The 21,256-nt window shown below is 42.3% G+C and carries 22 protein-coding genes; 9 read left to right on the top strand and 13 right to left on the bottom strand.

Annotated elements, in window-relative coordinates; all coding sequences use genetic code 11:
* From ACT3IB_RS09675 to ACT3IB_RS09660, 4 genes are all read right to left on the bottom strand, one after another.
* Entirely contained in the window at positions 1-1,086 is a 1,086-nt protein-coding gene (locus ACT3IB_RS09675) for a mannose-1-phosphate guanylyltransferase (RefSeq protein ID WP_491538802.1), read from the bottom strand.
* Between the two features lie 95 nt (positions 1,087-1,181).
* On the bottom strand, positions 1,182-1,433 hold the full coding sequence (locus ACT3IB_RS09670) for a hypothetical protein (protein ID WP_491538801.1): 252 nt from the start codon (positions 1,431-1,433) through the stop codon (positions 1,182-1,184).
* A gap of 18 nt (positions 1,434-1,451) precedes the next feature.
* Positions 1,452-2,546, bottom strand: coding sequence for a sensor histidine kinase (locus ACT3IB_RS09665; RefSeq protein WP_491538800.1), 1,095 nt, complete (start codon positions 2,544-2,546; stop codon positions 1,452-1,454).
* Positions 2,543-3,223, bottom strand: a complete 681-nt coding sequence (locus ACT3IB_RS09660) for a response regulator transcription factor (RefSeq protein ID WP_491538799.1) — start codon at positions 3,221-3,223, stop codon at positions 2,543-2,545. The genes ACT3IB_RS09665 and ACT3IB_RS09660 overlap by 4 nt, the downstream gene beginning before the upstream one ends.
* Positions 3,224-3,483: 260 nt before the next feature.
* On the opposite strand from ACT3IB_RS09660, the gene trkA reads away from it, so the two are divergent.
* Both trkA and ACT3IB_RS09650 read left to right on the top strand, forming a co-directional pair.
* Positions 3,484-4,824 carry a Trk system potassium transporter TrkA gene (gene trkA, locus ACT3IB_RS09655; RefSeq protein ID WP_491538798.1) on the top strand — a complete coding sequence of 447 codons (1,341 nt, stop codon included), beginning with the start codon at positions 3,484-3,486 and terminating at the stop codon, positions 4,822-4,824.
* Positions 4,821-6,317 (top strand): TrkH family potassium uptake protein, encoded by a 1,497-nt coding sequence (locus ACT3IB_RS09650; protein WP_491538797.1) that lies wholly within the window; start codon positions 4,821-4,823, stop codon positions 6,315-6,317. The genes trkA and ACT3IB_RS09650 overlap by 4 nt, the downstream gene beginning before the upstream one ends.
* Positions 6,318-6,324: 7 nt before the next feature.
* Here the strand turns inward: ACT3IB_RS09650 and ruvA are convergent, their stop codons facing one another.
* The 4 genes from ruvA to ACT3IB_RS09630 form a co-directional block, all read right to left on the bottom strand.
* Complete coding sequence (gene ruvA, locus ACT3IB_RS09645) at positions 6,325-6,927, bottom strand: Holliday junction branch migration protein RuvA (RefSeq protein WP_491538796.1); 603 nt, start codon at positions 6,925-6,927, stop codon at positions 6,325-6,327.
* Positions 6,928-7,075: 148 nt separating this feature from the next.
* On the bottom strand, positions 7,076-7,657 hold the full coding sequence (gene ruvC / locus ACT3IB_RS09640; RefSeq protein ID WP_491538795.1) for a crossover junction endodeoxyribonuclease RuvC: 582 nt from the start codon (positions 7,655-7,657) through the stop codon (positions 7,076-7,078).
* 78 nt (positions 7,658-7,735) lie between these two features.
* Entirely contained in the window at positions 7,736-9,139 is a 1,404-nt protein-coding gene (locus ACT3IB_RS09635; RefSeq protein ID WP_491538794.1) for an alanine/glycine:cation symporter family protein, read from the bottom strand.
* Positions 9,140-9,186: 47 nt separating this feature from the next.
* Positions 9,187-9,654 carry a DinB family protein gene (locus ACT3IB_RS09630; protein WP_491538793.1) on the bottom strand — a complete coding sequence of 156 codons (468 nt, stop codon included), beginning with the start codon at positions 9,652-9,654 and terminating at the stop codon, positions 9,187-9,189.
* A 132-nt stretch (positions 9,655-9,786) separates the two neighbouring features.
* Here ACT3IB_RS09630 and ACT3IB_RS09625 point away from each other — a divergent pair, with 132 nt between their 5' ends.
* Complete coding sequence (locus ACT3IB_RS09625) at positions 9,787-10,551, top strand: type III pantothenate kinase (protein WP_491538792.1); 765 nt, start codon at positions 9,787-9,789, stop codon at positions 10,549-10,551.
* A gap of 201 nt (positions 10,552-10,752) precedes the next feature.
* Positions 10,753-10,992: a four helix bundle protein gene (locus tag ACT3IB_RS09620; RefSeq protein WP_491538931.1), complete on the top strand. Its 240-nt coding sequence runs from the start codon at positions 10,753-10,755 to the stop codon at positions 10,990-10,992.
* A 66-nt stretch (positions 10,993-11,058) separates the two neighbouring features.
* Here the strand turns inward: ACT3IB_RS09620 and ACT3IB_RS09615 are convergent, their stop codons facing one another.
* Positions 11,059-11,733, bottom strand: coding sequence for a MarC family NAAT transporter (locus ACT3IB_RS09615; RefSeq protein ID WP_491538791.1), 675 nt, complete (start codon positions 11,731-11,733; stop codon positions 11,059-11,061).
* 124 nt (positions 11,734-11,857) lie between these two features.
* Here ACT3IB_RS09615 and ACT3IB_RS09610 point away from each other — a divergent pair, with 124 nt between their 5' ends.
* Positions 11,858-12,334 carry a GAF domain-containing protein gene (locus tag ACT3IB_RS09610; protein ID WP_491538790.1) on the top strand — a complete coding sequence of 159 codons (477 nt, stop codon included), beginning with the start codon at positions 11,858-11,860 and terminating at the stop codon, positions 12,332-12,334.
* Positions 12,335-12,356: 22 nt separating this feature from the next.
* Positions 12,357-12,863: a DUF4920 domain-containing protein gene (locus ACT3IB_RS09605; RefSeq protein WP_491538789.1), complete on the top strand. Its 507-nt coding sequence runs from the start codon at positions 12,357-12,359 to the stop codon at positions 12,861-12,863.
* Here the strand turns inward: ACT3IB_RS09605 and ACT3IB_RS09600 are convergent.
* Positions 12,860-13,894 (bottom strand): class I SAM-dependent methyltransferase, encoded by a 1,035-nt coding sequence (locus ACT3IB_RS09600; protein WP_491538788.1) that lies wholly within the window; start codon positions 13,892-13,894, stop codon positions 12,860-12,862. The genes ACT3IB_RS09605 and ACT3IB_RS09600 overlap by 4 nt on opposite strands.
* 343 nt (positions 13,895-14,237) lie before the next feature.
* On the opposite strand from ACT3IB_RS09600, the gene ACT3IB_RS09595 reads away from it, so the two are divergent.
* Positions 14,238-14,549, top strand: a complete 312-nt coding sequence (locus ACT3IB_RS09595; RefSeq protein ID WP_491538787.1) for a GIY-YIG nuclease family protein — start codon at positions 14,238-14,240, stop codon at positions 14,547-14,549.
* 45 nt (positions 14,550-14,594) lie between these two features.
* Here the strand turns inward: ACT3IB_RS09595 and ACT3IB_RS09590 are convergent, their stop codons facing one another.
* Together ACT3IB_RS09590 and ACT3IB_RS09585 are read right to left on the bottom strand one after the other, a co-directional pair.
* Positions 14,595-15,356 carry an ABC transporter ATP-binding protein gene (locus ACT3IB_RS09590; protein WP_491538786.1) on the bottom strand — a complete coding sequence of 254 codons (762 nt, stop codon included), beginning with the start codon at positions 15,354-15,356 and terminating at the stop codon, positions 14,595-14,597.
* Between the two features lie 24 nt (positions 15,357-15,380).
* Positions 15,381-16,898: a hypothetical protein gene (locus ACT3IB_RS09585; protein ID WP_491538785.1), complete on the bottom strand. Its 1,518-nt coding sequence runs from the start codon at positions 16,896-16,898 to the stop codon at positions 15,381-15,383.
* A 149-nt stretch (positions 16,899-17,047) separates the two neighbouring features.
* Here ACT3IB_RS09585 and ACT3IB_RS09580 point away from each other — a divergent pair, with 149 nt between their 5' ends.
* The gene (locus tag ACT3IB_RS09580; protein WP_491538784.1) at positions 17,048-17,296 is read left to right on the top strand and encodes a hypothetical protein; all 249 of its coding nucleotides are present in this window, start codon (positions 17,048-17,050) and stop codon (positions 17,294-17,296) included.
* A 394-nt stretch (positions 17,297-17,690) separates the two neighbouring features.
* A complete protein-coding gene (locus ACT3IB_RS09575; protein ID WP_491538783.1) occupies positions 17,691-18,314 on the top strand; it encodes a hypothetical protein in 624 nt (207 codons plus the stop codon).
* Between the two features lie 89 nt (positions 18,315-18,403).
* Here the strand turns inward: ACT3IB_RS09575 and uvrA are convergent, their stop codons facing one another.
* A complete protein-coding gene (gene uvrA / locus ACT3IB_RS09570) occupies positions 18,404-21,214 on the bottom strand; it encodes an excinuclease ABC subunit UvrA (protein WP_491538782.1) in 2,811 nt (936 codons plus the stop codon).
* Positions 21,215-21,256: the final 42 nt, after the last annotated feature.

The raw sequence follows: 21,256 nt of genomic DNA, 5'->3' as shown, positions 1-21,256 counted from the left end.
TTATACAAATCGTTTTAACTTGTTATCCTTTCGGAGCTTGTTTACTACCTTTTTAACCCCCTGAGAGCTGTCCAGATCACAAACCAAGATAGCATTATCTGTTTCCACGACCGCGATATTTTCAACGCCCACAAGGGCAATCATTTTTCCACTTTCACTTTGTATAAGATTATTCTTGGCGTCAGCCGTCGCAGAAGTATTTGTTTGAACGACATTGCCATCCTCATCTTTGGATCTTAAGTCGTAAACCGCACGCCAGCTTCCCACATCATTCCACTCAAATGAGCCGGGAACAACATACACGCTGCCGGCCTGTTCCATAATACCATAGTCAATAGAAATGGAAGTGCAACCGTAGTAAAATTCATCAACAGCTTCTTTTTGATTCTTTGTCCCCACCGAGGACTTTAGTTTTTCTACTTCATCAAAAATGGTAGGAAGATGTTGCTTAAATTTATCCAGAATGGTTGAAGCCTTCCAGATAAACATCCCGCTGTTCCATAAGAAATTACCCGATTCGATAAACTCTTTCGCCGTTTCGAGGTCGGGCTTTTCACGGAACTGATTCACTTTTTTAACTTGGCGGCCTTCCACGTTTTCCGAAGTATCCTCATCAAACTCGATATAGCCGTAGCCTGTTTCGGGGTGATCGGGTTTGATGCCGATAGTCACCAGCACACCCGGTTCCTGGGCTTTGGTTTTTGCTGTTTCCAGAATGGATAAAAAGATTTTGGGCATACCGATTAAATGATCCGCAGGCAAAACAACCATTGTTCCATCGGGATCCTTTTTCTGGATTAGCGTAGCTGCCGCTGCAACACAGGGAGCAGTATTTTTGCCAACCGGTTCACCGACGATATTGTTAGCCGGTACCTCAGGGAGCTGCTCTTGCACCAAATCAACATATTTGTCATTGGTAATCACCCAAACGCGATCGGCAGAAACCAGGGGCTTAATGCGGTCAACGGTATCCTGCAGCATAGTGCGTTCGCCAAAAATATTCAAAAATTGTTTGGGACGAGTTTCAGTGCTTTGCGGCCAGAATCGGGTGCCCGATCCGCCGGCCATGATTACGGCATGTAACATAAAAATAGATGGATGTTTGTATTGATGAATTTGGAAAGGGAAGGTATCGAAAATACGAACAAGTGTGAAGTAATTTTGTCCGGAGCACTTGGCCTTTAAACGGTGACCGTGTATTCTTCGTCGAGGTGTTGTTTATTGATAAGATGAATAATATCTCGGGCGGATTCTGCAAATGGCGTATTTGGGTAGTGTTCTACAATTTTCTCAGCTGCAAAAATAGCCTCAAGATATTGTTTGTTGACGACCTTCATCCGTGTTTTTTGCAGGATAGGCATTGCTTTATGCGATCCACAGGCTGTAATGAGGCCGGTTATCAAAAATAGAATAGTGGTTTCCGAGTTGTTCATCAAAATCTTTATTGGGACTTAATCGGTTGGTTCAGCTTCTTTGGATGTAAGATTAACTTTGCTGAGCGTAAAGCTAAATGAAGAGCTCACATTGGGAGTACTTTCAATAAACAGTTCTTCATTATGAGCTTTGATAATATGCTTTACGATAGCTAGTCCCAAGCCGGTGCCTTCGCCGTCTTCTCGAGAACGAGATTTATCTACCCGGAAGAACCGCTCGGTAACCCGTTCAATATGCTGTTGGCCGATACCAATACCGGTATCCTTTACATACACCAATACCCGATGTTGATCTTTCGGCCATGGCTTTACCCCTACGGTAACTTTTCCACCCTCAACGTTGTATTTGATGGCATTATCAACCAGGTTTATTAGAACTTGTCGAATTTGGTTACGGTCGGCGCTGACTTTGTAGGACTGCGGGATATCTGTTTTTAGTAAGACCTCGGCTTTTTCCGCCTTGTATTTCAGATTATTAACAACCTCGATAATCAGTTCTTCCAGATTGATGTTTTGGATATCAGACTTTAATTCTCCTGTCTCAAGCTTGGAGATTTCCATCAAATCTTTGGTGAGATAAATGAGGCGATTGACGTTTCGCATGGCTTTTTCGAGGAATTTTCGATTTACTTCCTCATCATCAATAGCACCGTTTAGCAGTGTCTCGATAAAACCCTGTATGGCAAATATGGGTGTTTTAAGCTCGTGCGAAATATCCCCGATAAACTCCTTGCGGTAATTTTCAATTCTGTTGAGCCGTTGTATTTCTCGCTCGACGGTTTTGCTGGCCCGCACCGACTGCTTGATCAGGTAGTCAAGCTCATCGTGGTTTTTTGCCTGTAGTTCTTCATAATCACGAAACCGTTTTTTCAGGATATTTTTATTAATTTGATTAAGCACTTTAAGGCGGGAAAATTGCTGTTTATTGATAACGAGGAAAACAATACATCCTGATAGCACGAAGGTTCCCCCGCCGATAAGCAATAGGTGGGTTAGAGTAGTGTCCAGAAAAAATTTAGCAGCAACACCGGCCGCAATGCCTATTAATAGTGCCGAATAGAGGGCACTGCGGAGTGCAAGAAGAGATAAATGTTGAAAAGGTCTTTTTCTCATTCCTTAAATTTGTAACCGACGCCTTTAACTGTTTCAATATACTCACTGCCGATCTTTTCACGAATTTTTCGGATGTGAACATCTACCGTTCGGTCGACTACGTAAACATTGTTGCCCCAAACTTGATTGAGCAGTGTTTGGCGATCTAATACTTTGCCTTTGCGACTGGCTAAAAAGTATAGAAGCTCAAACTCTTTTCGTGGCATTTGAAACTCCTCATCACCTTTGGTGACAATATATCGATCTTTATCGATGACGATATCATGCACTTCAATTTTATCCGTCATCTGACTGGTCTCCTCAAATCGTCGTAATACAGCATTAATACGGGAGATCAATTTGGTGGTACTTATGGGTTTAGTGATGTAGTCATCGCCCCCTTTATCCAAACCTTCAACTTCTGTTTTTTCATCGCCCCGGGCCGTCAGAAAGATAATAGGAATATGCTTCAGGTTTTTATCGGCGCGCATGCGTTCCACTACTTCCATGCCATCCATTTTAGGCATCATGATGTCTAAAAGCACAAGGTTAGGCTTATGCTCGCGAGCCATTTCGATACCCTCTTTGCCGTCTTCGGCTTTCAGGACGTCATACCCTTCTTTTTTAAGATTATATTCAATTAAATCGAGTAGATCTTGTTCGTCGTCGACTACTAAGATGGTTTGCTTGTCAGACACGGCTCAAAAATTGATTGCTATGTTATCTAAAGATAAGTAAAGAATTGCTCATAAATGAAGAAGCAATAGTACAAAGCCCCATCGGCAATTGAAACAGCAAGCCTGTTAAATAATTGTTATTTCTTTTGGGATGATGGAGCTTTTTATAATTTTGGGGCATTCGATTTATGGGATACTGCTCTGAATTATAGCTTTATTTGACAGAGTTCTTGATTGGTTATCATTTCCACACGTTTATTAATGATAGAAATTAAATTGTTATGAAAATACTAATTGTTGGTGCAGGGCAGGTGGGGTTGAGTGTAATGGAAGATCTTATTGATAATCATGAAATCGCAATGATTGATAAAGACGCCAGCAACCTGGATCGCATACCGTTTGAAGTTAATGTGACTGCAGGAAATGGACTTGAGGAAGAGGTATTACAGTCAGCGGGAATAGATGAGGCTGAAATTGTACTATCAACAACGTCCGAAGATCGCACCAACGTTCTTATCGGCAGTATGGCAAAGCTTTTAACAGATTGTTTTACCATTGCACGTGTATCTGACCCATCTTTTGCAAACATCTGGAAAACACGAGAGGGTGCATTTGGTATTGATGCCATGGTTGACCGCTCAAATTTAACAGCAAAGCAAATAACTGATCTTCTATGGTTTCAGTCCACTCGGCAAGAATCAATTAATGAAGAGTTGTACTGCCAGGGAAAAGTTAAAATGTCGGAATTTAGACTGGAAAGTGGCAGTGAACTGATTGATAAAACCGTTCAGCAAAGTGATAAATATTCGGAAATTAATATTGCTGGAATTTTTAGGGATAGTGATTTTATACTGGTATCGACGGATACGGTCTTTGAAGAAGGAGATCGTATTATGGTATTTGGCTCTCCCCAAAAGGTGGATGAATTTGGAATATCAATCGCATCAAAGGAGATTGAACCGGTGCAAGATACGTTTGATATTCTTGGTGGTGGAGATGTTGGTTACCAAACGGCCTTGTTATTGGAGGATACCCCGTTGAGCATACGTATCTTTGAAAAGGATCCGAAACGGGCTCAGTTCCTTTCCGAGCATCTGTCCCAGGCCATGGTGCTACAGGCAGATATAACCGAGCGTTCGATTTGGGAAGAAGAAAATATTCCTGAATCTGATATCATATTGGTAAGTACAGATAATGATGCCACAAACATATTGGCAACGTTGATTGGAAAAGAATATGAAACCCAGCGATTAGTAAGTGTTGTTCATGAACAGCAGTATTTATCGCTTTTTGAATCATTGGATATTACGCGAGTTGTCCATCCCAGAGAAGTTGTTGCATCCAGCATAACCAGCTATATACAAGATAGTTATACGGGCAACGTAACGGAGTTGGAGCATGATATTGGAGAGGTGTTTGAAATAAAAATTGATGCAGAAAGCCAAATTTTAGATAAAACTATAACAGAATTGAAACAACGTTTTGACCAGCCATTCGCTGTTGGGGCGATAGTTCGCCATAATCATTCTGTTATACCCTCATCGGATACAATCATCAAATTGGGAGATAAGTTAGTTATTCTGACAACGGGTAAGGCTGAAGATATGGTGGAAAAATTATGAGGAAGCAGGTTGATATTTTCTGTGTTTTAAGCCTGTTCGGGGCTATTTTGAAGTGGCTTGCAGTACCACTAAGCGTGCCATTTGTGTATTCATTATTTGGGCAGGAAAACCCTCTTGTTTTTATTATTCCAATCGGGGTGTCTTTAATTGGTGGGTTTTTATTGCAGCGACTCGATACAAATCCCAAACTTGGATTGCGTGAAACTTTTTTGCTGGTATCATTAACGTGGCTAGGAGTTACATTGGTTGGCGGACTTCCTTATTTGCTGGCCGGCAATGGAACGATAGCTACCCCCATTAATGCCTTGTTTGAAAGCATGAGTGGCTTTACAACAACGGGTGCTACCGTGATGGGTTCCATTTCATTTGATACCCACAGCCCTGAAATTATGCTGTGGCGTCAAATCACACAGTGGCTGGGGGGTATGGGGATCATCGTACTTGGGATAGCTATTCTTCCTCGTTTATCCGTAGGGGGTTCAGAATTAATCGAGGCTGAAGCCCCGGGCACGCAGTTCGATCGTATTACGCCCCGGATTGTTGAAACAGCAAGGATTTTGTGGTTGCTCTATGTTATTCTTACGATAACGCTCGGCGGCTTGCTTTATGGATCTCATCTACTTGGGCTTTCCCCTGAAATGGATCTTTATAATGCGGTAGCACATGCATTGACGACCATGCCCACCGGTGGTTTTTCACCTGAAGCTGAAAGTATAGCTGCCTTTTCATCGACAGTACAATGGATAATTATTCCATTTATGTTTATGGCAGGCGTTAACTTTGCCTTGATGTGGAGGGCGTTTACCGGTAATCCCCGAAAACTGTATAAAGATACTGAATTTCTTTTTTACTGTTTCATTCTCCTTTTCACAGGGGGAATAATTTTTGTAATGATTTCTGGTGACATTTTTGATAATCCACAGGATGCTATACGCCATAGTTTATTCCAAGTACTGACTTTTGTGACTACGACCGGATATGCGAGTTATGATTTTAATACATGGAACTCGATGGCAAAAACGATGTTATTTATGATGATGTTTATCGGAGGCTGTGCCGGGAGTACCGGTGGAGGAATTAAGGTTTTTCGGTGGATTGTGACTATAAAAGCATTCGTTAAGCAGCTCTTTACAACCATCTATCCACGTGCAGTTCAAACGATTCGTGTTAGCAATAATATTATCAAAGATGCAACTGCTCGGCGTGTCACAATTATGATTCTGCTGTATATATTTACTTTTTTGATAGGAGCTTTGATTATAGAGATAGAATCGTACCGTATTGGTTTAGAGCTGGAGACCTTGGAAGTTATGAGCGCATCCGCGGCGTGTATAGGAAATATTGGCCCGGGATTTGGGGTTGTAGGACCAATGGATAACTATCTTGCCTTTTCGCCGCTTTCCAAAATGGTGATGGCCTTTTTGATGTGGGCCGGACGTCTCGAACTGTTTACCCTCTTTGTAATATTTATTCCCAAATATTGGAGAAATTAGAACAGTATTATTTATCCATTTGTGAGAGAGCTTTTTTAACCAGTTTTTGCACGTTGCCATCAACGTCTTCGCCCTTGGCTGCAAGCTCAATCGATTCTTCGGCATCCCGCTTTTTAAAGCCGAGCGATTGCAGGGCAGAAACGGCTTCCTCTTTTACATTGCTACTAATATTTGCGGATTCTTCCGGTGAGTAAGTGGCATCAACCATTTCTGATATCTTGTCCTTAAGCTCTAAGATCATCCGCTGGGCCGTCTTTTTGCCAATACCCTTAATTTTCGACAGAGCAGATTTATCCTCTTGCACAATTGCGCCCGTTATTTGTTGTGCGGGCAAGCCCGAAAGAATAGTAAGCCCAAGTTTTGGACCTACGCCTTTTACCGTAATCAATAGCTCAAAAAGGTCCTTCTCATTTTGACTGGCAAAGCCAAATAGCCGCTGATCGTTGTCAGTTACATGATGATAAACCAGCAGTTCCGCCTCGTCGCCTGTATCCGGTAATTTATCGTATGTTTGATTGGAAATTTCAAGCAGGTAGCCCACATCACGGACATCAACAATAACTTGGTTCGGTGATTTATTGTGGACGACGCCTTTTAAATATGCAATCATGTGAAAAGTAGGATTATGAAAACAGAAATAAGATTTAATGTCATCCTGAATGTATTTTCAGGTTCTATAATACAATAAATAAAAGCTTACAGATTTTGAAACAATGTCTTGTCCCTACATATCGGGATCCAGAGTGGTATTCGCAAATTCAATCTTTAACCCGGTCAGGATTATTTGCTACAAAATCGGCCCAGCTTGATTTACTGTTATTTTGATGCGATTTCTCTTGGGATTTGGGAGCCTGCCGGTTAAAACTGTTTTGCTTCATCAGATGGCACCATGCAACAGCCAATGCATCAGTGGCATCTTTGGATAGTTTTTCGTCAGGCAGATCTACAGTTTTGCGCAGCATGAAAGCCACTTGCTCCTTGCTGGCATTGCCATTTCCGGTAATCGACTTTTTTACTTGTTTGGGATAATATTCAGTAACCCCAATGTCGTGATTAGTGATAGCCAGCATCGCCGCTGCTTGGGCTCGTCCCAATTTTAGCATAGCCAATGGGTCAACGCCATAAATGGGTGTTTCTACGGCACAGGTATCGGGATTAAAAGAAGCGATAATCTTTGAAACTTCCTCAAAAATGTATTGCAGCCGGTCGGAGTGGTCGTCCATATGGGCCATCTTTAATACGTCACAGCGCAGTGCTACCAGTTTGTTGTTCTCCTCGGTGAGGATAGCATAGCCGGTGTTACGCGAACCTGGATCGATTCCAAGGATGACATCAGCCATAATCAGTAGTTAAATGAATTTACTTGAATATAATGGTTTTAGGATGGATTTCTCACCGGTAAAATTTAGTTGGCCTTGTCACTTAAAGGTCTCAAACGTATCAATGCGACTAAAATAACTGGTGGCCGCTTCTTTCACCTTGGGCGCCAACAGGATGGTTGAAACCATCGTGGGTATTGCCATCAGGGCAAACATACCATCAATGAGGTCAATTACAGCGCCAATAGAGGCAATAGATCCAAATATGATGGAAGCCACATAAAAGTAATTATACCAATGTTGTTTGTCAGCACCAATCAAATAGCCCAGGCACTTGGTCCCATAATACGAGTAGGTAAGCATAGAACTAATTGCAAAAAATACCACACAGATCACGAGCAGATATGTACCAAATTCGGGGAGGGCCTCATTAAAGGCGTTTAGGGTAAGGGTAACGCCATTTGCTTCGGTGGATTTCCAGACTCCGGTGACCAAAATTGCAAGGGCAGTCATCGTACAAGTGATTATCGTATCAATGGCGGGTCCGAGCATGGCAACCAATCCTTCACGGACCGGCTCTTTGGTTTTTGCCGCACCATGAGCAAGTGCTTCGGTTCCGAGGCCGGCTTCATTAGAAAACACGCCGCGCTGTATACCAATGACAATCAAAGATCCCACCGCACCGCCCATCACAGATTTTCCGGTGAAGGCATCAGTAACAATAAGTCCCAGGTAGTGGGGAATCTCAGTTATATGTGCAGCAAGTATAGCAATCACGCATCCTACGTAAATAACAACCATTGCAGGAACCAGTCGAGAGGTAACCTTTCCAATACGGGTAATGCCACCAAAAATAACGATGGAAACCAATACAACGAGCACAAGTCCTGTAATTAAATCCCCGCCCATATGTGCGTTGGCTGTAACCCAGCCTTGAGGTATGTAAATACTATCGCGCAGGATTTGTGTCAGCTGATTGGCTTGAAAAATGGGGAGAGGACCAAAAATCCCAGCCAAGGCAAAAATTCCAGCTAAGGGTTTAAATAGATATGTCCAGTTATCCCCCCATTTTTTTTCGAGTCCCTCGCGAATCACATACATCGGCCCGCCCTGCACTTTGCCTTCAGAATCTTCGCCTCGATACAGAATAGCCAGTGTGCAGGTAAAGAATTTGGTAGCCATGCCTACAAAGGCGCTGACCCACATCCAGAAAAGAGCACCGGGGCCGCCCATGAAGATAGCTACAGCTACGCCGCTGATGTTTCCCATGCCTACGGTTGCAGCCAGGGCACTTGATAAGGCCTCGAAGTGGGTGATATCGCCGGGATCGTCTGGATTATCATAGCGGCCGCGAAGGATATCAAGGGCGTGTTTTAAATATTTAAAGGGGGCAAAACGTGAATAGATCAGAAAGAAAAGTCCGCCGCCTACCAGAAGGTAAACGAGCGGCATGCCCCACATAAAACTTGAAAAAGCGCTGAGTGCTTGTTCTATAAGTTTCAAACTAAAAGCCGTTTTTTAGTGATTGCGATTTTTGGAGGGTGAATATACTAATTCGAACGGGTAAAGAAGATAAAATCGGTGGCCGGCGGGTCAATTTTTGCATTTCGTAACAATTTGGCGATCTGTGCCCGGTGATGTTGCCCGTGAATGATAACATGATATAAAATATCGGAGAGGGATGTATCGTAGGGAATTCCTTTTGAATTGGTATAGGAGATGATGTTATCCAACTTGTTTTTGTTGGCCCCAATCAATTGTTTCCATTGCTGATTTAACGTTTTAAGCTGCTGAAGTGCCTCTGGTAATCCATAATCCGGCCAAATTTGAATATCGTCCAGCGGTTTACCATTAATGCGATTCATCCACATTTGTTGGGAGCCGGCAATATGGGCAAAGTATGTAACAGCTCTTTCAGATCCCTCAAAACCAAGGTGGTCTTGCAGGCTCAATAAGACTTGTTCGTTAGCCCAGTTATCGTATTCAAACAATCGATGCAGGCGATCCGCTGATTCCATGATGTTAACTTTTATTGCAGTTGTTCGCTGAAGGGAGCATATCAGAAATGATAATATAATACAAATTTTGAAGTAGTTGAGAGCCCTCCTATTTTAGCTGCTTGAAAATGTTAACCAAATTATTGTGGAAATATGCTGCTCGCCCTTGATATCGGAAATAGTAACATTGTTATTGGAGCTTCTTCAAAAGGAGAATGGAAACACCAGTGGCGCATCCAGACCGATACCGATAAAACGGCCGATGAATATGCGGTGCTTTTTAATAGTTTGTTCAGCGAATTTGATCTTGGCTTCAACAGGTTTGATCAGATTATCATCAGCAGTGTAGTGCCCCAGCTTACACAGACGATTAGCGAGGTTTTTGAGAAAAAATCACATACCAAAGCTTTGATTTTGAATGGGGATGTGGAGACAGGGTTAACTATTAAACGGTTAAATCGCCGAAGTGTAGGTGCTGATCTTATTGCTGATGCCGTGGGCGCTTATGGGTTGTTCAAGGATGATTGTATTGTTGTGGATTTTGGTACGGCAACGACGGTGATGGCTGTGAGAAAACCGGGCGAACTTTTGGGAGGGTCTATTTCTGCAGGACTAAAAGTTACCATTGATGCGTTGGTGGGGAAAACCGCTCAGCTTTCGCAGATTCCGCTGGAGCCCCCGAAGCAGGTTATTGGCGGCAGTACAATGGAGGCCATGCAGTCGGGTTTGGTGCTCGGTCATTTATGTATGATTGAAGGACTCATTGATCGAATGCGAAAACAGTTGGGAGGATCGGTAAAAGTGATTGCCACAGGAGGTTTATCTGAAAAAATTGCCGAACATACCGACTACTTTGATGTTATTGATCCTATGCTCACCCTTGATGGCTTGCGGCTGATTATGGAAAGACAGCGTTGAATAGGGAAAAGGCAAAAGTAAAAAGATAAGATTGTAAGTTATTGCTTAGTGAAGGTGCTTACTAAAGAATCTTAACAAGACCCTGATAAAATGTTAAAATTTGATCATAAAAAGTTAGAAGTTTGGAAAAAGGGCATCTTAATTGTAACAGAGATTTATTCAGTTACTAATAATTTTCCGAGTAAAGAAAAGTTTAGATGAATTAGTCAATTACGAAGGGTCTCTGTTTCGGTTCCATCTAATATTTCTGAAGGGGCTTCTCGATCTTCTAAGCGAGAAAGGAAAAGGTTTTATGAAATAGCTAGATCTTCCTTGGTTGAAATAGATACACAATTGGAAATCTCAAAACAACTTGGCTTTACTAAAAAATGCGAACTCGCGCGTATCGATGATTTGATAAATGAATTTTTTGCTATGTTATCTAAGTTGAAACAGCTTTAGCAATTACTGTAAAATAGTTGCTTTTTGGTTTTTCTTCTTGCTTTTCACTTCTCACTTTTAACTTTCTCAGACCCCAAAAAACTTAGAAATTCCATTCAGGATAAACTGCACACCGATGGCCATTGCGATAAATCCCATCATTCTGGTAATGGCATTCATCCCGGTGGGACCGATATACTTTGCTGAAAACGGAGCCAGCCGTAACACACCGTACGAAATAAGAGCTACCAATACGATGGCACCGCTCATGATGATTAGGTCGAAAATTCCCTCAGCCTGTGAAGCCAATCCGATAACGACTGCAATACTTCCGGGGCCCGATAACATCGGCATAGCCATGGGACTAAAAGAAATATCCTCTTTTTCCTTTGCTGCTTCTTGGGCCTCATCTGATATTTTTTTCTCTGATACACCTGGATTTAACATAGCGTATGCAGCGCGTAAAATAATGAGTCCACCTGCTATACGAATTCCCGGCAGACTGATGCCAAAGAAGCTCATAATATAGGTTCCGATTAAAAGAAAAATGATCAGAACTAAAAACATGTAGAAAGATGATTTCTTGGCAACATAGATTCGTTCAGTATCGGTATTGTTATCAGTCAGCGAAAGAAATACGGGCATGGCAGCCAGGGGATTAGCAACCGATATAATAGAGGTGAAGGCGGCAATAAAAAGAGTAGTGGTTCCCGATAAGTAAGTAGTAAAAACGTTGCTTTGGCTTAATAAATCTTCAAACATAGACCCTAAAGATAGGAAATGGTGGATAAAAGTTGAACCATTTTTCCCAACGAAGTACCCTTTTCAAATGTTAAATTTAATCTTAGATTTAGATTCAAATTTTTAAGCATTTAATAGAATATTGATGGAGCAAAAAAAAGGACAACATTACGAATCGATTGTTGGTACTGTTAGCAAAATTGCAGATCGTGAGGATCAATCCCGTGAAAAAAAATTGCAGCAAATCTGTGAGTTATTGGCTGAACAGGTTGACGCCTTCGACTGGGTAGGATTCTATCTTGTTGATCCCGAGGTCGATCGTGAGCTTGTGCTGGGACCATATGTCGGAGAAGAAACCGATCATACGCGTATCCCATTTGGAAAAGGGATTTGTGGTCAGGCAGCGGAAACGAACGAAACGTTTGTTGTGCAGGATGTGAGCAAGGAAGATAATTATCTGGCATGCAGCGTGCATGTGGAAGCAGAGATTGTAGTACCTGTAAAAAAAGACGGGAAATTTGTTGCCGAGCTGGATATTGATTCGCACAAGAAAGATTCCATGACCGAGGAACACCGCAAGATGCTTGAGAAGGTTTGTGAACTTGTTTCGCCATTATTTTGAACCGAAAAAGATAAAATCGACCATGAAAGATTTAGCTATTATCATTGTTGGAATATTATTGTTAACAAATATCGGTGTTGCCCAAAATGCAGCTGAAAACATACAGCTGGCAAAGCCGGTAGAAACGGGAGAGAATTATGAGGTTTATGGCAGTGAGTTCCCGGAGGATACCCAGTTTTTTTCGCCGGGATATTTAGTTAGAAACAGTAATATATTTAAAGGTCAGGAGGTGGCAACCAAGGGGGTTATAAAACAGGTATGCCAAAAGAAAGGGTGTTTTTTCATCCTTCCAGCCGGAGATCAAAGTATTCGCGTTACGTTTAAGGATTACAAGTTCTTTATTCCGAAAGATGCTGCCGGTTCGAAGGTGCAGTTAATGGGCGTGCTTAAGGTTAAAGAGCTTTCTGAAGATCAGGCCAAGCATTATGCAGAAGATGCCGGCGCAGATCCTGACGATATGAAAATGTCAGGAAAAGAGTATAACATAGTAGCAACTTCGGTGAAGATAATAGAGGCGGAAGGAAGCTAACGCACCTTGCAAATAAGCCCGTTATGAGCTTTGATATATCCGGCGCGCAAGATATCAAAGCCGTGTTCCCAGGCATAAAGTCCCATCTGCTGAACATCCATAAGCTCGCGGTAACCGTAATTCATATAGTCGCTCATTACCGTATAAAATGCTTTGCTCCGCAGCTGATTTCGAGGAGTGGTAAGAATAGCATAGCCGCCGGGTTTTAAGAACCGACGATGCATTTCAAAAGCCTCGTGTTTGTATTCATCGGGAAAATGCTCGATGAGTCCTATACTGACTACAATATCGAACTCTTTGCCGTATTTTAAGTTACGGATATCCTCGACTACAAAATCAATATTTATATCCTCTTTGTAGTATATCTTCTGGCTGCCGGTAGCCGGATCGTTTCCCAAAAACGGATATTGAGCGGGAAATTTACCATAGCGGTCGGTCTTGCAGAACTCATCGTAATCAACCAGTACGGCGTGTCCGCCGGGATATTGCGCCATTAATTGCATGGCTTCGTATCCGTCGGCTGCACCCAAAAACAGTACTTCTGGTTTTTCAACGTCGAGGTCTTCAAATAGCGCACGCTTGCCGCGGGGATCCCAGATGGCGTCTTCCACACGATGCACTTTGTTCCAAACCAGCAGTTGTACAAGCTCTTCCAGTGCTTCGCCCGCCCCATGGATATCCATGCTCATCAGGTTGTTCCAAATGGCTGATCTTGTTTGCTGCTTCTCTTCGGGCACGTCTTTTATAAATAGCTGATGAAAAGATTTGTTGAAGTGCTTCCAGCCCTCTTTGACCCCCATGCGTTCGCCGTGTTCTTCTTCCCACTTCTTTTTGCCCTCAGCCCATTTGTCCACTTTATAGGGACGATTTACTTTTTCCCAGCTCAGACTCGACCAATCCGTAAAACTAACATCTTCAAACACATCGGGCGGGGTGTCGCGGAGATCGCGGACATGGGTGGCTAGGCGTTCAAAATATCCCACTTCGTGATTAGGGTTTTTGGCTTTTTTCCGTGCTATTTCTGATTGCATAATCGAGGCCCCTGAATTGGCATTTAATGTATTATTATAACTAACAAGGAGGGTAAAGTCATTTCCTTTTTCTTTCGGTGATGGTATGCCGAAATCCTGAGGTCATAATATTATGGCAAGATTTGTATAAGATCGGTAAGCCGTACTGCTTCTATAGTGTTACCGAGAAAGAGTTTTGGTTGATTTGTTTATTTCAACGCAGTGTTATCCAAAAGATACGGAAATATGCAGATCCTGAAACAAGTTCAGGATGACATAGAAGTTAAAACTGTAAGTTTATAGCCTAAAAAAGGTCTTACACATTGAATCAGTTACTATTTAATACATGTTAAGGGACAATGATATGGCGTATAGAAATTCATCAGGGAAAAATGGTTATGTTTATTTCTTATCTAATATTAAGCGCACCGTACTTTATATTGGTGTTACCAGCGAGTTAGATGAAAGAATACTAACTCATAAATATGGGAAAGGATCAACATTCACAGCTAAGTATAACTTGAATGTGTTACTTTATTTCGAAGAGTATCCGAATATAGAAGAAGCGATAGAACGAGAAAAGCAGTTAAAGAATTGGCACCGGGAGTGGAAATTTAACTTGATTGAAAAGTCAAACCCAGAACTAAAAGATCTATTAAATCAAAAGCGTAACTAATCAGATGTCATCCTGAACTTGTTTCAGGATCTGAAAAAGCTATCCCTAGAGCCATTTAAGCACATCATTTTTGGGTTTTTCCACCTGTACATAACTCTCAAAAATCTCGCTGAGGCTGGCATCTTTTTGCAGTTTCTTGCGGGTTTCTGAATCGAGGTAGGCAATAATTTTCTGGTTGTGCAAAATGGCAATATCATCACAAAGGTTCTCCACTATTTCCAGAATATGACTAGTGATGATAATGGTAACCCCCTTTTGTTGCAGGCGATTGAGAATGGTTTTCATGCGTCCAATTGAAATAACATCGATGCTTTCAAAAGGTTCATCTAAAAACAAGATTTTAGGATCACTGAGGATGGCTGCACAGAAGGAGAGTTTTTTCCGGCTTCCGGCGGATAGCTTGTTAATTTTTGCATGCTCAAATTCCATGAGTCCTAAATATTCCAGCAGTGAGTCCATTTTTTGCTGACGTGTTTCGGGATCAACCTCATATATATCACAAATATAATGTAGGAAGTCATGGCTGGTGAAGTGCTCGAAAAGAAGAGGTGGCTGAAGTACGGAGGCTACTTCTTGTTTAATCATAAGTTCATTTTGCTCGTTAAGTTCGCGTCCGTTAATCACAATATCTCCTTCATCGAAATCGAGCAGGCCTGTTAATATGCCTATCAGCGTACTTTTGCCGGCACCGTTTGGACCAATAAGGCCAAATATATTTCCCTCGGGAACCGACAGCTCAAAATCATTGAGTACAGAAGTAGCGCCGTATGATTTTTGTAGTCCCGAAATTTTGATCGCTTCATCCATAGTAGCAGTAATAGAATATTAGACTTATTGGCCGGAATCTGCCCAAACTTTGTGTAATATATGTTTATTGAAAGCGCGGACTAACAGATCCATATCACGCCAAAGGTAAATTCCTATAGCAATGATTAATCCTCCCATCACCCAAAGTCGATAAATCTGGAATTCTCCCAGCGGCGCAAAAACGGCATAGCCGAGTCCGAATATCAGGAACATCATCATAAAAGTGACTTTTTGGGAAATGATCGGATGCTTGAAGCTAAAGGAGGAATAGTTAACTTTTTTGTAATAATAAAATGATGCCCAAAGGAATACGAGTGTAAAGCAAACAAAAAAGAAGGTATTGGCAATATAAATTTCAACAACGGACCCAAGCTGTGGCAGATAAATGATCTCAGCGGTTGTAATCACATAGAATATGAGTAGAGGAACGACAATGATCCCTAAAAAGCGCTCTTTGAGTTGCTTTTCAAACGAAACGGGAAACTGTTTATGAAGCAGGAATTCTTTGTTTTCATAGCCAAACATATTGGCCATGCCCATGGCAAGCAGTGCTACCGGAATTGCCGCCAGCATGGTAGGGATAAGTAAGGCGCTGTAATAACTATTACCCAGCTGCAACAAAAGAGGGATATATACAGCGGGAATAAGGGCAATGGTTAAGAGCTGCAAGCGGTTGTAGGAATGAGATAATACATAGTGATAAAACTTGCCGGCATTAAGTCCCAGCCATTTTTTCAGATAGTACCACCGCTTATCCCGTTTGAAAATTTTGCGTTCTCTAACAGGTTGTTGTAATCCTTCACGGGTTTTAAAAAAGTGATCGCGGAAAATCAGGAAGATAAGTAATGCGCTAAATGCATAAATGGCTGATGCCGTGGGCAAGTTGTAGGTGCCGGTGGCCGTGAATTGCAGCAAACCGCCGGGAGTGTAGAATAGATAGCTGTTAATGATTTCGACGCTCGGCAGGTAATGGGTAATGATTTGTTCAAAACGGCGCGAGATGATGGCAATCGCCTGAATGGAGCCAAAGATTATAAACAAGGCGCTGAAAACAATGATTTTAAAACGCTTTTCAACGATTTTGAGAAACCGGTGTTTAATGGAATAGATAATCGCATAATTCAATAGTACGACCGTAATGACTACCGGGATGTACATCAGGTTTTTAATCTGCATCAACAAAAAAACCAGCCAGGTGAAATTGTAGATGACGTTGAGTGGATGGAAAAAGCCCATTAAATTTAAATACCAAGTCAGCTTTTTTACAGGGTATCCATAGGCTAGTAGCTTCCTGTTTTCCTTCATATTGAGCAGCCGGGTGCTGGTAAAAGAGAAATGGAGAATCCAAAGAACATTGGCAAAAATAAGGATAATAAGCTGATGGATTTCAGCGGTTAGCCAGGGTAGTTGGTCAGTGACAATGGGATTTTGATCGAATAACACAATAACCAGCGCAGAACCGATCAGGTTGGAAAAGAGGATCAGCAGGAAAATAATATACCCCACCACCAGAAAGGTCTGGAAGTTGGTAAGTCTGTTCAAAAATGCAGACCAGTTGAGATATATGAGCTTACGCAGCATAATACGCTGATGAATTCGGCAGTTCTTAAATGTTCAAAATACCATTTCGGGAATCAAGCTGACAATATTATCTTTATAAAGCTGTTTAAAGTGGAGAAGGAAGTGATGATATGACCTCAAAAAATACGCTCAAATACATTTTTATAGCTCTGGTCGTGGTGTTGGCTTCGGTGGCACTGGCTGATGCACTCGGATATTTTAACCCGAATCCGTATACGGCTGTCTCTCACGGCTCACATGTTCATTACGTGCCTAACGATCGTGATCCTAATGTGTCTATAGATAAATTTCCACAAGAAGAACCGGGTCCCCGCGAAAAAATAACGCCTACGGGCCAAATTGTACCGATGGACCAGTAGCTTGTTACAACACATCTTTTAGATACTGATTAGCTTTTGCTTTCCTCCCTTCAATAAATAAAGTAGTTGGGAACTTGTCTCGTAATAGTAGATTATTGGGATTATTTGTAATGCCGTAATCTGTAAAGACAGTTAGATAATCAATTTGTCCTCTTTTCCTAAAATCTTACGCATATACTAAGTGTAGGTAGTTTCTTATTGAAATAGATTTGATCATTGGTAAATGAGAACATCCCATAGAAGGAGAACTATCGTAAATATTTACGCCCAATTTTTTAGGAAGGATGGTTTCCAATAAGTAAATAGTGTCAAGGAAATTTATTAATTCATCTCATCAATACTAATTAAATAAGCATAAATAACTATGACTTATTTAAAAACGAACAATTTACTAATGTTTGTCTTATCACTATGTATAGGATTGGCAATGATCGTAGGCTGTGAAGGCCCCGAAGGGCCACAAGGCCCGCAGGGACCACAGGGAGAGCAAGGGCCACAGGGTGACCAAGGTCCTCAGGGCGAAGAGGGAACCGCCAATGTAATTTACTCCGATTGGACAGAATTTACAACAGATACCACTTGGAGTGATTCGCTTGTGGAATTTGGTACTACGTACAGAAAATATTGGGTTGAAGAAACGAAAGTTGATTCTAGTATAATAGATAGTGGCTCAGTCAATGTTTATATAGATTTTTCTGCTAATAATGGAATTCAACAGCTGCCACATGTAGAAGCTATTACTGGATGTGGTCCTACCGATCGGCAAAGACTTGATTTTGACTTCAGTTACCAAGAGATAGAACTTAGAATGGAAAACCATCCGAAAGGGGAAACTGATCCATGTACATTTGATACCGGAAATTTTTATAGGTATGTAATTATTCCCGGAGGGCAGTCTGCTGGGAAGACCAAAGGAATGAATAAAAATTATGAAAACATGTCTTACCAAGAGCTTAAAAATCGCTTCGACATACCAGATGAAGGATCAGGAGTAATACGAAACGTTAGGATCAAATAATCGCTGAACTAAATTTAGTTACTTTAAAAAGCTGTGCTTCAAAGTGAAGCACAGCTTTTTATATTTGAAAGATCGGAACAATTATAGGACTATAGCACATCCTCCAAGTACTGACCGGTGTAGCTTTCCTCAACCTCGGTGATCTCTTCCGGTGTGCCTGTTCCTACCACTTGTCCGCCCGCAAAACCACCTTCTGGGCCGATATCAATGATATGGTCGGCACATTTAATGACATCTAAGTTGTGCTCGATAATAATGACGGTATGTCCATTATTTACGAGCTCGTTGAAGGAGTCGAGCAGCTTAGCAATATCTTCGAAGTGAAGTCCGGTCGTGGGTTCATCAAAGAAATAGAGCGTGCTGTCGCCGGCTGATTTACTGAGAAACTTGGCCAGTTTTACTCGCTGGGCTTCACCGCCGGAAAGGGTCGGCGCACTTTGTCCGAGTTTGAGGTATCCAAGCCCGACATCTTCAAGTGTTTGCAGTTTATTGGTGATGCGGTCCTCGTCCACAAAAAACTCAATGGCTTCTGAAACCGACATATTTAGCACGTCGTGAATATTTTTGCCGCGATATTTAACCTGTAGCACATCTTTGCGATACCGCTTGCCGCCACACTCTTCGCAGGTTAGCTCGATGTCAGCCATAAACTGCATCTCTATTTTTTGGATGCCTTCGCCTTGGCATGCTTCACAACGTCCGCCGGGGACGTTAAAGGAGAAGTGGCCCGGCTCGTAGCCCATTATTTTGGATTGACGCGTCTCGGCGAAAAGGTCGCGAATGCCATCAAAAGCTTTAGTATAGGTGGCAGGATTAGACCGCGATGACCGTCCAATAGGGGATTGGTCAACCATTTCTACCGAGTCGATATAATTGGTGCCGGTAACTTTCCGGTGTTGACCAATTTCATCATTGTAAGTACCCATTTGATTTTGGATAGCTGCATAAAGTGTATCGTGGACCAGAGTAGATTTTCCCGAACCGCTTACACCGGTGACACAGATCAGCTTTTCAAGCGGGAATTCTACATCGAGGCTTTTGAGGTTGTGTTCCATTGCCCCTTCAAGGGTGATCGTTTTGCCACTGCCTTTACGACGTTTTTCAGGTACCGGAATTTCTTTGCGTTCGCTGATATATTTCCCTGTCAGGGTATTGGCTTCGAGCAGCTTATCGTATGATCCGCTAAATACCACTTCGCCACCGTGTACGCCGGCAAAAGGACCTATATCAATGATATTATCAGCCGCTTTAATCATCTCGGGATCGTGCTCTACAACCAGTACAGTATTCCCGATATCACGCAGCGATTTTAAAATGTTGATCAACCGGTCGTTGTCCCGGGGATGCAACCCGATAGTGGGTTCATCCAACACATACAGGCTGCCGATCAGCGAGCTGCCCAAAGAGTTTGCAAGGCTGATGCGCTGTGCCTCGCCGCCGCTTAGCGTTTTGGCTAATCGATTTAATGTGAGATAACTGAGGCCAACTTCGTCAAGATATTTGAGCCGTTTTCGGATTTCAAAGAGGACCTGTTCGGCCACTTCTTTTTCAAATTCCGTAAGCTCCAGGTTTTCGAAAAAATCCCGGGCGTGACCGATGGTCATTTCGGCAACTTGCCCAATGTGTTTGTCGTTCACTTTTACATATAGAGCATCTTTTCGCACCCGGTAGCCCTTACAGTCGGGGCAGCGGCTGTATCCACGATAGCGCGAATAGAACACGCGCATGTGAACCTTGTAGGATTGGCTTTTAACGTCCTCAAAAAACGGACGGATACCGATATACTCATCTTTGCCTTCCCATATAATTTCTTTGACCTCGTCATCAAGTTCATGGTAGGGAGTGTCAATCGGCAGACTGTATCGCGCCGAAACTTTGATGAGATCCCGCAGGTGACGACTAAATTTTTCTCCGCTATAAGGAGCAATAGCTCCATTACGAATCGTTTCTTCGGGATCGGGAATTACTAAGTCTTCATCGATACCCGAAACCTTGCCAAACCCTTCACATTTGTCGCATGCTCCAAAAGGATTGTTAAACGAGAACATCTGCGGCTTTGGTTCGATAAACTCCATGCCATCGCGTTCAAAACGCTCACTGAAATTAAGTTCTTTTCCATCGCGAATTTTTACTGAACAGCGTCCACCACCTTCTTGAAAGGCCGTTTCAAGGGATCCCGCAATACGTGTTCGGGTATCTTCATCGTCTTTTAAAATTAAACGATCAACCAGTACACGATAATTTTCAGGGTTGATGTCATCGGGATCCACATCATCCGTTGTCAGGTCTAAAATACTTTCGTCTTCAATATGGAGCAGTCGTGGATAGCCTTTTTCTTTCAACACCCGAAGCTCGTCTTCCAGTCCTTTTTCTTCATGTTCGGGAATAGAAAACAGCACATAAAATTTCGTATCCTCATCAAACTGATTGTGCAGTTCTTCAATAGCAGTCTTGGTGCTGTCTTTTTTTACTTCTTTGCCTGATTTTGGAGAGATCGTATGGCCAATACGTGCATATAGGAGCCGCATGTAGTCGTAAATTTCAGTGGTAGTGCCCACTGTAGAACGCGGATTTGAAGAGGTGGTCTTTTGTTGAATAGCCATAGCTGGAGAAATGCCCTGCATGAAGTCTACATCAGGCTTGTCCATGCGTTCCAGAAACTGCCGCGCGTAGCTGGAAAGGCTTTCCACATAGCGGCGCTGTCCCTCTGCGTAAATAGTATCAAACGCCAGGCTGGATTTGCCCGAACCGCTGACGCCGGTAACCACCGTCATTTTGTTTCTGGGTATTTCTACATCAATATCTTTGAGGTTATGAACACGAGCCCCTTTAACTATAATGGGGCGATCTTCGTCGGTTTGTGATTGGTCTTTATCGGAGATCGTATCGGTCTGAGACATTCAGTTATTTTTGCGTTTGTATAAACGGGTAAAGGTACAAAT

The organism is Fodinibius sp. GM21 (assembly GCF_058386955.1).
The sequence above is the reverse complement of the archived record's forward strand: the minus strand, read 5'-3'. Positions and strand labels throughout refer to the sequence as shown.

Excerpts from the sequence above, each read along its gene's own strand:
- ACT3IB_RS09625 (WP_491538792.1), top strand. The coding sequence starts at position 9,787 with ATGCTGCTCGCCCTTGATATCGGAAATAGTAACATTGTTATTGGAGCT.
- trkA (WP_491538798.1), top strand. The coding sequence starts at position 3,484 with ATGAAAATACTAATTGTTGGTGCAGGGCAGGTGGGGTTGAGTGTAATG.
- ACT3IB_RS09650 (WP_491538797.1), top strand. The coding sequence starts at position 4,821 with ATGAGGAAGCAGGTTGATATTTTCTGTGTTTTAAGCCTGTTCGGGGCT.
- ruvC (WP_491538795.1), bottom strand. The coding sequence starts at position 7,657 with ATGGCTGATGTCATCCTTGGAATCGATCCAGGTTCGCGTAACACCGGC.
- ACT3IB_RS09665 (WP_491538800.1), bottom strand. The coding sequence starts at position 2,546 with ATGAGAAAAAGACCTTTTCAACATTTATCTCTTCTTGCACTCCGCAGT.
- uvrA (WP_491538782.1), bottom strand. The coding sequence starts at position 21,214 with ATGTCTCAGACCGATACGATCTCCGATAAAGACCAATCACAAACCGAC.
- ruvA (WP_491538796.1), bottom strand. The coding sequence starts at position 6,927 with ATGATTGCATATTTAAAAGGCGTCGTCCACAATAAATCACCGAACCAA.
- ACT3IB_RS09615 (WP_491538791.1), bottom strand. The coding sequence starts at position 11,733 with ATGTTTGAAGATTTATTAAGCCAAAGCAACGTTTTTACTACTTACTTA.
- ACT3IB_RS09670 (WP_491538801.1), bottom strand. The coding sequence starts at position 1,433 with ATGAACAACTCGGAAACCACTATTCTATTTTTGATAACCGGCCTCATT.
- ACT3IB_RS09575 (WP_491538783.1), top strand. The coding sequence starts at position 17,691 with ATGTTTGTCTTATCACTATGTATAGGATTGGCAATGATCGTAGGCTGT.
- ACT3IB_RS09610 (WP_491538790.1), top strand. The coding sequence starts at position 11,858 with ATGGAGCAAAAAAAAGGACAACATTACGAATCGATTGTTGGTACTGTT.
- ACT3IB_RS09600 (WP_491538788.1), bottom strand. The coding sequence starts at position 13,894 with ATGCAATCAGAAATAGCACGGAAAAAAGCCAAAAACCCTAATCACGAA.
- ACT3IB_RS09590 (WP_491538786.1), bottom strand. The coding sequence starts at position 15,356 with ATGGATGAAGCGATCAAAATTTCGGGACTACAAAAATCATACGGCGCT.
- ACT3IB_RS09630 (WP_491538793.1), bottom strand. The coding sequence starts at position 9,654 with ATGGAATCAGCGGATCGCCTGCATCGATTGTTTGAATACGATAACTGG.
- ACT3IB_RS09605 (WP_491538789.1), top strand. The coding sequence starts at position 12,357 with ATGAAAGATTTAGCTATTATCATTGTTGGAATATTATTGTTAACAAAT.
- ACT3IB_RS09580 (WP_491538784.1), top strand. The coding sequence starts at position 17,048 with ATGACCTCAAAAAATACGCTCAAATACATTTTTATAGCTCTGGTCGTG.
- ACT3IB_RS09675 (WP_491538802.1), bottom strand. The coding sequence starts at position 1,086 with ATGTTACATGCCGTAATCATGGCCGGCGGATCGGGCACCCGATTCTGG.
- ACT3IB_RS09595 (WP_491538787.1), top strand. The coding sequence starts at position 14,238 with ATGGCGTATAGAAATTCATCAGGGAAAAATGGTTATGTTTATTTCTTA.